The sequence below is a fragment of the Haemophilus sputorum CCUG 13788 genome, from assembly GCF_000238795.1.
Taxonomy (GTDB): Bacteria; Pseudomonadota; Gammaproteobacteria; order Enterobacterales; family Pasteurellaceae; genus Haemophilus_A; species Haemophilus_A sputorum.
Genome location: NZ_AFNK01000073.1, coordinates 1 through 662, shown reverse-complemented (window position 1 = coordinate 662; position 662 = coordinate 1). Strand labels below are relative to the sequence as shown.

The window sequence follows — 662 nt, the reverse complement described above, 5'->3', positions numbered from 1 at the left end:
GTTTTAGCTTCGACTACCTAAAATGGAGGGGGATGCAAGGGGGGATTCCCCCTTGCACACCGCTCGCAAAGCTCGACTATGTTCTTCACTTTGCTTTGTTGTTCTATTCTAAATTTGCATTGGTTATTTGATAGCTAATCATAAAATCGGTTTATCAAAATAGGGTGATTTTCCAATGAAAAAAGCTATCTAATTTTAGATAGCTTTTGCATAAGTATTCAGGCTAGTGCGCGATATAGCTATCAGATGAAGAAAAGAAAGAATTAAAAAGATTATTTATTAATATGGATTTTAAGCAAAAGAAACCATAAAGCCCCGAAGTGGTATATAAAAAATCGGAGCCGTAGGCGACTTCATTCAACTGTGCCAACTGACCAATGCGCATCAGCCTCCTCCCCAACGGATTCTTTACTGTATTGACCTTATAGTAGCTTTATAGTTTAAAATGGTACCACAACATTGTTCAAGTGGAGTCGTATTATGAGCAAATCCTGTGGTGGCGCCTGTGGCGGTGATGCAACGTCCGCAGCGGATACCGATATACAGGCCTCCTCCGAGGTGCCAGGGAGATGGGTCAGTGTTTATGCAGTGCCGAAGATGGACTGTCCATCAGAAGAACGAATGATTCGCCTAGCCCTGAACGGCTTTGAGGAGATTCGGGC

1 pseudogene is annotated in these 662 nt (G+C 42.7%); it reads left to right on the top strand.

Going from position 1 to position 662, the window contains the following annotated elements:
• Positions 1 to 480: 480 nt before the first annotated feature.
• Positions 481 to 662, top strand: a pseudogene (locus HSP_RS11020) (cation transporter); the annotation flags it as partial.